We start from the raw sequence: 8,479 nt of genomic DNA on the forward strand, positions 1-8,479 counted from the left end.
GGTTTATAGGCCGACGCGGAAAAACCTGTAGGGCGGGGCCGGGCCACTGGGCCGGTGGCACGGACTTTCCCAAGCAGTGGCTGCAAAACCCTGTCAGCGCTACACTTTCCCGGATTCGTTCTTTACCTTGCCGAGGTCACGATGTTCCCGAAGGACAGCTCCATTGCCGGTTATGACGACGAACTGGCCCAGGCCATCGCCCATGAGGCGCGCCGCCAGGAAGACCACGTCGAGCTGATCGCCTCGGAGAACTACGCCAGCCCCCGCGTGATGGAGGCCCAGGGTTCGGTGCTGACCAACAAATACGCCGAGGGCTACCCGGGCAAGCGCTACTACGGCGGCTGCGAGTACGTGGACATCGCCGAGAAGCTCGCGATCGAGCGCCTGAAGCAGCTGTTCGACTGCGACTACGCCAACGTACAGCCGCATTCAGGCTCGCAGGCCAACCAGGCGGTGTACTTCGCCCTGTTGCAGCCGGGCGACACCATCCTGGGCATGAGCCTGGCCCATGGCGGCCACCTGACCCACGGCGCGAAGGTGAACCTGTCGGGCAAGATCTTCAACGCCGTGCAGTACGGCATCTCGCCCGACACCGGCCTGGTCGATTACGACGAGATCGAGCGCCTGGCGGTTGAACACAAGCCGAAGATGATCGTGGCCGGGTTCTCAGCCTATTCACAGATCATGGACTGGGCGCGCTTCCGCGCCATTGCCGACAAGGTCGGTGCCTATCTCTTCGTGGACATGGCGCACATTGCAGGCCTGGTCGCCGCCGGCGTGTATCCCAGCCCGCTGCCGCATGCGCACGTGGTCACCTCCACCACGCACAAGACATTGCGCGGTCCGCGCGGCGGCATCATCGTGGCGCAGGGCGCCGGCGAGGAGATCGAGAAGAAACTGCAGTCGGTGGTGTTCCCCGGTATCCAGGGCGGCCCGCTGATGCACGTCATCGCCGCCAAGGCCGTGGCGTTCAAGGAAGCGCTGGAGCCTGAGTTCCGCGCCTACCAGGAGCAGGTGGTGAAGAATGCCCAGGCCATGGCAGGCGCCTTTATCGCGCGCGGCTACAAGGTCGTTTCCGGCGGCACCGAGAACCATTTGATGCTGATCGACCTGATCGGTCTGGAAACCACCGGCAAGGATGCCGAAGCTGCGCTGGGCAAGGCGCATATCACGGTGAACAAGAACGCCGTACCCAATGACCCGCGTTCGCCGTTCGTCACCTCGGGCCTGCGCGTGGGCACGCCTGCCATCACCACGCGGGGCTACCTGGAAGCGGACACGGTGGAACTCACCGGCTGGATCTGCGATGTGCTTGATGCCCCGGCTGATGCAGATGTCATTGCACGCGTTCGCCAGGCCGTTACCGCGCAATGCAAGCGCTTCCCCGTCTACGGCTAAGGACACTTACTTCCCTGCCATGCACTGTCCGTTCTGCCAGCATGAAGATACCCGCGTCATCGATTCGCGCCTGACTGACGATGGCGGATCGGTGCGTCGTCGCCGTGAGTGCCCGCAATGCGGCGAACGCTTCAATACCTATGAAACGGCCGAGCTGAAACTGCCGGCCGTGGTCAAGAGTGGCCATCGCCGCGAATCCTTCGACGAACGCAAGCTACGCGTAAGCTTCGAGCGGGCGCTGCAGAAGCGACCGGTGGCCAGCAACGACGTCGATGCCGCGGTGCGCGCCATCGTCGACGACCTTCGGCGCACCGGTGAGCGGGAAGTGCCCTCACGGCAGATCGGCGAACTGGTGATGCGTGAACTGAAGAAGCTCGACCAGGTGGCTTACGTCCGGTTTGCCTCGGTCTATCGCAAGTTCGAGGACGTCCACGCCTTCCGCGAGGAGATCGAGAAGCTCGAGCGCGATCTTCCCGCGATGGAAGCCCTGCCGCTGCCGCTGGTGGGCGGCGGCAAGCGCAAGTAGATGTTCCAGCCACACGACCACGCCTATATGGCGCGCGCGCTTGAAATCGCCGCGCGCGGCATCTACACCACCCAGCCCAACCCGCGCGTGGGTTGTGTCATCGAGCGCAATGGCGTGGTGGTGGGCGAAGGATTCCACCGAAAGGCCGGTGGCCCCCATGCCGAAGTCCTCGCCCTGGGCATGGCTGGCGAGCGGGCGCGCGGCGCCACCGTCTACGTCACCCTTGAGCCCTGCGCACACCATGGCCGTACGCCGCCCTGCGCCGATGCGCTGATTGCCGCGGGCGTGGCGCGCGTTGTGGTGGCGGCCGAGGATCCCTTCGACCAGGTCAATGGCCGCGGCATGGCCAGGCTGCGCGACGCTGGCATCGAGGTGGCATGCGGCCTGATGCGCGCGGAGGCCAGGGAATTGAACGCCGGATTCTTCAGTCGCATCGAGCGGGGCAGGCCGTTCGTGCGGGTGAAACTGGCCATGAGCATCGATGGCCGGACGGCGCTGGCCAGTGGCGAATCGAAATGGATCACCGGCGAGGCTGCGCGCGAGGACGTCCAGCGCTGGCGCGCGCGCAGTTCCGCCATCCTCACAGGCAGTGGCACGGTGCTCGCCGACAATCCACGCCTGACGGCGCGCCTGCCGGGTGACCGCGAGGGGGTGCCGCCGACGCGCGTCGTGCTGGACGCAAGCCTGCGCACGCCCGCAGATGCCCACGTACTCGATGGCCAGGCGCCCACGGTGATGATGCATGCAGCGGACGCCGACGCCGGCGACGCGCGTTTCGCCCGCGTTGAATGCATCCCTGTGCCGGCGTCCGGTGGGCATCTGGACCTTACCCAGGTGCTGGGGCAGCTCGTCGCGCGCGACTGCAACGAAGTGCACGTGGAAGCAGGCGCCACGCTGTGCGGGGCGCTGTTTGCGCAGGGGCTCGTCGACGAACTGCTGCTCTACATCGCCCCGGTGCTGCTGGGCGACGGCGCGCGGCCGCTGATGGCGCTGCCCGCTCTGGACACCATGGCCGGGCGCTGGCAGCTGGGCATCGTCGACCATGCCATGGTAGGTGGCGATATCCGCCTGCGGCTTCGACCCGCACGGTAACGCGCCAACCCGCCGCCTGGCATCGGCGTCATGGTGGGGGGTCAGAGTATTCACTCTGACCCCCCAGTGGTACCATCACCGGTGATGTCTTCAGGGCGGGGCGAAACTCCCCACCGGCGGTATGTCCCTTCCAAGGGGCGAGCCCGCGAGCGCCCGCCGCAAGGCGGGGTCAGCAGACCTGGTGCGAAGCCAGGGCCGACGGTCACAGTCCGGATGAAAGAAGACGACGCCATGTCTCTCCCGCGGGAGGCATGCGTCCTGCCTTGCCGACGTTCATCAACCTCGTGCCGCAGGACGTAAGCCATGTTCACCGGAATCATCCAGACCGTCGGCCGCATTGCTCGCATCGAGCGTCGTGGCGGCGACGTCCGACTCACCGTCGACACTGCCAGCTTGGATATGGACGATGTCGCCCTGGGCGACAGCATCGCCGTTGGCGGTGTCTGCCTGACGGCGGTCGAGCTCGGCGCGACATCGTTCGCCGCCGACGTCTCCAACGAAACGCTCTCGCTCACCAACCTGGGCCAGCTTGGCCCAGGCAGCCGGGTCAACCTGGAAAAAGCCCTGCGCCTGGCCGACCGGCTCGGCGGCCATATGGTGTCAGGGCATGTCGACGGCCTGGGCAAGGTCGTTTCAGTGACCCACGATGGCCGTTCGCAGCGGTGGACATTCGAGGTTCCGCCCAATCTCGCCCGCTATATCGCGGCGAAGGGCTCGATCTGCATCGACGGCACCAGCCTCACGGTGAACGAAGTGTCGGGAAACCGCTTCGGGGTGAACCTTATCCCCCATACGGTGGAACACACCACATTCGCCGATCGCAAGGCTGGTGACCCGGTGAACCTCGAGGTCGATGTCGTGGCCCGCTACGTCGAGCGATTACTGGGCGTCGGCGGCGGCAACGGCATCGACGAAGACTTCCTGCGCGAAAACGGTTTCGCGCGCTAACAGGCAAAGCATCCATGGCATTCGACAGCATCCCCGACATCCTCGACGAACTGCGCGCAGGCCGCATGGTGGTGATCCTCGACGACGAAGACCGCGAGAACGAGGGCGACATCATCATGGCTGCGGAGAAGGTCACCGCGCAGCACATCAACTTCATGGTGCGCGAGGCGCGCGGGCTGGTGTGCCTTACCCTGACCGAACAGCGCACGCGGCAGCTGGGCCTGCGCCCGATGGTCAGTGACAACACCTCGGCCTACCACACCAACTTCACCGTTTCGATCGAAGCGGCCGAAGGCGTCACCACCGGCATCTCGGCCTATGATCGCGCCCACACCATCCTTGCGGCGGTGAAGAAGGACGCCCATCCCGAGGACCTGAGCCAGCCCGGGCATATATTTCCGTTGACCGCCCGTCCCGGTGGTGTGCTTACCCGCGCAGGACACACCGAGGCCGGTTGTGACCTTGCCGCGCTCGCAGGGCTCGAGCCCTCGGCAGTGTTGATCGAGATCCTCAAGGACGACGGCGAGATGGCTCGACGCCCGGAGCTGGAAGCCTTTGCCGCCAAGCATGGCTTGAAGATCGGCAGCATCGCCGACCTCATCCGCTACCGGCTGGAAACCGAGCGCACCATCGAGCGCGTTCACGAGGAGGACGTCGACACCGAGTTCGGGACGTTCCGTCTGGTGGCTTTCCGCGATGCGATCGCCCACGGACTGCACTTTGCGTTGGTCCGCGGCGATGTCGCCCACGGTGAGCCGGTGCTTACCCGCGTGCATGTGCGCAATACACTGTCCGACGTGCTGCATCTGAAGCGCGAGGACCTCGGCCATACCGTCACGGCCGCCTTGCGCCGCATTGACAGCGAAGGACGCGGTGTCCTGGTGGTGTTGTCCGGCGAGGATTCCGCCGACGCCTTGCTGGCCCGCCTTGCCGGCCGTGAAGTACCGAACGAGGATCCGCAGGCGTGGCGCCAGCTTGGACTTGGGGCGCAGATCCTGACGGACCTCGGCGTTCGCTCATTGCGCGTGCTTGGCACGCCTCGCCGCCTGGTGGGACTGCAAGGCTTCGGCCTGCATGTGGACGGCTACGTCGGGTAGGCTTAAGTTCAAACCAAGGCTGCGCAGCTAGCCCATCCACCAGATATCGGCATGCATCGGAACCTCAAGATCCAGCTCATCGCTCCATCGGGCTATCCCCATGACCAGGCCGCGGTCCGCCGCGGCGTTGAGCGCCTGGAAGTGGCCGGGCACGCCGTTGTCGGCAAGGACGCCTTGCAACGTATCGACCAGCGATTCGCCGGCAGCGTCGCCGAGCGCGTTGCCGAGCTCAACGCACTGGGCACGGATCCTTCTGTGGATATCGCCCTGGCCGTTCGCGGGGGCTATGGCGCACACCAGTTGCTCCAGCACCTGGACTACGACGGGCTTGCCGAGCGGCTGGGCTCCCGTCCCCTGGCCATGGTCGGCCACAGCGACTTCACCGCCGTCCAGCTGGCACTGCTTGCCCGGTCGAACCTGGTGACGTTTGGCGGCCCGATGCTCAGCGCGGACTTCGGTGCCGAAGCCCTGCGAGACTTCACGTGGCGCCATTTCTGGAAGGCCATGTGCTCATCCACGATGGATGTCGCCTGGAGCGCCGCCCCGGACTCACCCGATGTCGACGTCGAAGGCACGCTCTGGGGCGGCAACCTGGCCGTGGTCTGCGCGCTGGTGGGAACGCCCTATATGCCCGTGGTGGATGGCGGCATCCTCTTCGTCGAAGACGTCTCCGAACCACCGTTCCGGGTGGAGCGGATGCTTTACCACCTGTATCTGGCGGGCATCCTCGGCCGGCAGAAGGCGCTGGTGCTGGGCGATTTTTCCTCTTATCGCAGCAGTGAATACGACAACGGCTACGACCTTCCCGACGCGATCGAGCGTATCGGCGCCGTTGCCGGCATCCCGGTGGTCACGGAACTGCCGTTCGGCCACTGCCCGGACAAGTTCACCTTGCCGGTCGGTGCCCATGCCCGGCTTCGCCTGGCTGGGGGCGAGGCCAGCCTTGCCATCCACGGGTATCCCTCCATCCCTGACACGAACCGCTGAAAAAGCCGTAAAATGGCCGGTCCGCGCGGGGTTTTGCCCCATCACCGAAGGCTTAATCCAATGAAGATCATCGAGGGCGATTTCGCCACGCCCAAGGGCCGTTTCGCCATCGTCGCCGGCCGCTTCAACGGCTTCGTCGTCGAGTCGCTTGTCCAGGCGGCACGCGACACCCTGGTCCGCCACGGCGTGAAAGACGACGCCATCGACCTCATCCGCGTGCCCGGTGCCTGGGAAATTGCCCAGGCGGCCTACAAGGTGGCCAACAACGGCAAGCATGTGGCGGTCATCGGCCTGGGCGCAGTGATCCGCGGCGGTACCCCGCATTTCGAGTACGTGGCCGGCGAAGCGGCCAAGGGACTGGCGCAGGCGGCCTACACCTCGGGCGTGCCCGTCGCCTTCGGCGTGCTCACCGTGGAAAACATCGAACAGGCGATCGAACGCGCAGGGACCAAGGCCGGCAACAAGGGCAGCGATGCCGCCATGGTGGCGCTGGAGATGGCCAACCTGTACGCCAGGCTATGAATCGCCGTCCGGAAGGCGTCGATCTCGCCGCTCGCTCGCGTGCCCGGCGCCGCGCATTGCAGGCCATCTACGCGTGGCAGGTGGGTGGTGCCACCATGGCCAAGGTCATCGACCAGTTTCGCCATGAACAGGACATGGAAGTGGCCGACCTTGAATACTTCGAAGACCTCCTGCTTGGCGTTGAGAAACACCAGGCCGAGATCGACGAGGGCTTGAAGCCTTTCGTCGACCGCGAGGTCAGCCAGATCGACCCCATCGAGCGCGCCGCTTTGCGGCTGGCCGCGTACGAATTGAAGTATCGCCCCGACGTACCCTACCGGGTGATCCTGAACGAGGCGATCGAGGTCACCAAGCGCTTCGGCGCCGATCATGGCCACAGCTACGTCAACGGCGTGCTCGACAAACTGGCCACGCACTGGCGTACGGCCGAAAAACGACATTGATGTTCCCGCGGCCGGCCCGTCCGGCCGCTGTTCGGTGAAGGACATTCCATGCACGACGCATCGGCCTTTCTTGGCCAGATCCCGGTGATCGATACACCGCGCCTGCGGCTGCGGCCGCATCGGCCAGGCGACTACGCCGCCTGTACCGCCATGTGGGCGGATGCTGCCGTGGTCCGCCACATCGGCGGCAAGCCTTTGTCGGCTGAAGACGCCTGGGCGCGCATGTTGCGTTATGCCGGTCACTGGGCGCTGCAGGGCTTCGGCTTCTGGGCCATCGAGGAAAAATCAACGAGCCGGTTCGTCGGGGAAGTCGGCTTCGCTTACTTCAAGCGGGAAATATGCCCCCCGAACGATGACGTGCCCGAAATGGGCTGGGCATTGGCAAGCGACGTGCACGGCCGGGGTTTTGGCCGCGAGGCGGCCGAAGCCGCCGTGGCCTGGGGCGACGTCCATTTCCGCGGCAGTGACACCTGTTGCCTGATCGATCCGGGCAATGAGCCGTCGATCCGCGTGGCCACACGCTTAGGTTTTGCGCCCAGCCATCGCGCGGCCTACAAGGGCCAGGTCACCATGGTATTCACACGCCCGGGACCGGGCGCCACTTAAGGTCTGCCGCGCATGGAATTCGACCTCATCGAACGCGTGCGCGAGCTCACCACCCAGGCGCGCGACGACGTCCTCACAGGCATCGGCGACGACGCCGCGGTGCTGGCCGTGCCCGCCGGGCGCGAGCTGGCGGTGGCCATGGATACCCTGGTCGCGGGCGTGCATTTTCCGCCCGGTACACGTCCCTACGACATTGGATGGAAGGCATTGGCGGTGAACCTGTCCGATCTTGCCGCCATGGGTGCGGTGCCGGCCTGGGCACTGCTGTCGATGACCTTGCCCGATGCCGACGGTGCCTTCGTCGAAGGCCTGGCCGAGGGTTTTGCAGCCCTTGCCGCGCCGCACCGCGTCGCGCTGGTGGGTGGCGATACGACACGTGGGCCCTTGTCGGTCACGGTGGCGGTGCATGGCTTCCTGCCATCGGGCCAGGGCCTGTTGCGCTCGGGTGCGAACGTCGGCGACGTGGTGATGGTGACAGGCACACTCGGCGATGCCGCGGCGGGGTTGCGCTGTGTAGGCAGTGGCCGTGGCGACGCTCTCGTTGCGCGCCTGGATCGTCCCACGCCGCGGGTCGCCGCCGGCGGTGCCCTGAGGGGCGTGGCCACGGCATGCATCGATGTCAGCGACGGCCTGGTCGCCGATCTGGGTCATATCTGCCAGGCCAGCGGTGTTGCGGCGGAACTGGATCTCGCCCTGTTGCCGCGGTCAGCGGCCTTGCGCGAGATGTTCGCCGACTCCGACACCATGGCATTCGCCCTTACCGGCGGCGACGACTACGAGCTCTGCTTCACCCTGCCATCGCAACACGTGGCCGGGGTGAGCGCGGAGATGGCGCGCCTGGGCTGTGGTGCCACGCGCAT

10 protein-coding genes and 1 riboswitch are annotated in these 8,479 nt (G+C 65.9%); all 10 genes read left to right on the top strand.

Features of this window, described 5'->3' with window-relative positions:
* Nucleotides 1–141 precede the first annotated feature (141 nt).
* Nucleotides 142–1,398 (top strand): serine hydroxymethyltransferase, encoded by a 1,257-nt coding sequence (gene glyA, locus VK519_RS11215; protein ID WP_324349834.1) that lies wholly within the window; start codon nt 142–144, stop codon nt 1,396–1,398.
* A 19-nt stretch (nt 1,399–1,417) separates the two neighbouring features.
* Entirely contained in the window at nt 1,418–1,924 is a 507-nt protein-coding gene (gene nrdR / locus VK519_RS11220) for a transcriptional regulator NrdR (protein ID WP_250625105.1), read from the top strand.
* Nucleotides 1,925–3,016 carry a bifunctional diaminohydroxyphosphoribosylaminopyrimidine deaminase/5-amino-6-(5-phosphoribosylamino)uracil reductase RibD gene (ribD, locus tag VK519_RS11225; RefSeq protein ID WP_324349836.1) on the top strand — a complete coding sequence of 364 codons (1,092 nt, stop codon included), beginning with the start codon at nt 1,925–1,927 and terminating at the stop codon, nt 3,014–3,016.
* 82 nt (nt 3,017–3,098) lie between these two features.
* Nucleotides 3,099–3,245, top strand: a riboswitch (FMN riboswitch).
* A 74-nt stretch (nt 3,246–3,319) separates the two neighbouring features.
* Nucleotides 3,320–3,964: a riboflavin synthase gene (locus VK519_RS11230; RefSeq protein ID WP_324349837.1), complete on the top strand. Its 645-nt coding sequence runs from the start codon at nt 3,320–3,322 to the stop codon at nt 3,962–3,964.
* 14 nt (nt 3,965–3,978) lie between these two features.
* On the top strand, nt 3,979–5,061 hold the full coding sequence (gene ribB / locus VK519_RS11235; protein ID WP_324349838.1) for a 3,4-dihydroxy-2-butanone-4-phosphate synthase: 1,083 nt from the start codon (nt 3,979–3,981) through the stop codon (nt 5,059–5,061).
* Nucleotides 5,062–5,112: 51 nt separating this feature from the next.
* The gene (ldcA, locus tag VK519_RS11240) at nt 5,113–6,048 is read left to right on the top strand and encodes a muramoyltetrapeptide carboxypeptidase (RefSeq protein ID WP_324349839.1); all 936 of its coding nucleotides are present in this window, start codon (nt 5,113–5,115) and stop codon (nt 6,046–6,048) included.
* 60 nt (nt 6,049–6,108) lie between these two features.
* A complete protein-coding gene (ribH, locus tag VK519_RS11245) occupies nt 6,109–6,570 on the top strand; it encodes a 6,7-dimethyl-8-ribityllumazine synthase (RefSeq protein WP_324349840.1) in 462 nt (153 codons plus the stop codon).
* Complete coding sequence (gene nusB, locus VK519_RS11250) at nt 6,567–7,013, top strand: transcription antitermination factor NusB (RefSeq protein ID WP_324349841.1); 447 nt, start codon at nt 6,567–6,569, stop codon at nt 7,011–7,013. The genes ribH and nusB overlap by 4 nt, the downstream gene beginning before the upstream one ends.
* Before the next feature lie 48 nt (nt 7,014–7,061).
* The gene (locus tag VK519_RS11255; protein ID WP_324349842.1) at nt 7,062–7,619 is read left to right on the top strand and encodes a GNAT family N-acetyltransferase; all 558 of its coding nucleotides are present in this window, start codon (nt 7,062–7,064) and stop codon (nt 7,617–7,619) included.
* Between the two features lie 12 nt (nt 7,620–7,631).
* Nucleotides 7,632–8,479, top strand: an 848-nt coding sequence (thiL, locus tag VK519_RS11260) for a thiamine-phosphate kinase (protein ID WP_324349844.1), incomplete at its 3' end; no start/stop codon positions are given.

It is taken from the genome of Pinirhizobacter sp. (genome assembly GCF_035317885.1).
Classification (GTDB): domain Bacteria; phylum Pseudomonadota; class Gammaproteobacteria; order Xanthomonadales; family Rhodanobacteraceae; genus Pinirhizobacter.

Coding starts and splice junctions, on each gene's coding strand:
- ribH (WP_324349840.1), top strand. CDS start 6,109: ATGAAGATCATCGAGGGCGATTTCGCCACGCCCAAGGGCCGTTTCGCC.
- VK519_RS11230 (WP_324349837.1), top strand. CDS start 3,320: ATGTTCACCGGAATCATCCAGACCGTCGGCCGCATTGCTCGCATCGAG.
- ldcA (WP_324349839.1), top strand. CDS start 5,113: ATGCATCGGAACCTCAAGATCCAGCTCATCGCTCCATCGGGCTATCCC.
- ribB (WP_324349838.1), top strand. CDS start 3,979: ATGGCATTCGACAGCATCCCCGACATCCTCGACGAACTGCGCGCAGGC.
- ribD (WP_324349836.1), top strand. CDS start 1,925: ATGTTCCAGCCACACGACCACGCCTATATGGCGCGCGCGCTTGAAATC.
- nusB (WP_324349841.1), top strand. CDS start 6,567: ATGAATCGCCGTCCGGAAGGCGTCGATCTCGCCGCTCGCTCGCGTGCC.
- nrdR (WP_250625105.1), top strand. CDS start 1,418: ATGCACTGTCCGTTCTGCCAGCATGAAGATACCCGCGTCATCGATTCG.
- VK519_RS11255 (WP_324349842.1), top strand. CDS start 7,062: ATGCACGACGCATCGGCCTTTCTTGGCCAGATCCCGGTGATCGATACA.
- glyA (WP_324349834.1), top strand. CDS start 142: ATGTTCCCGAAGGACAGCTCCATTGCCGGTTATGACGACGAACTGGCC.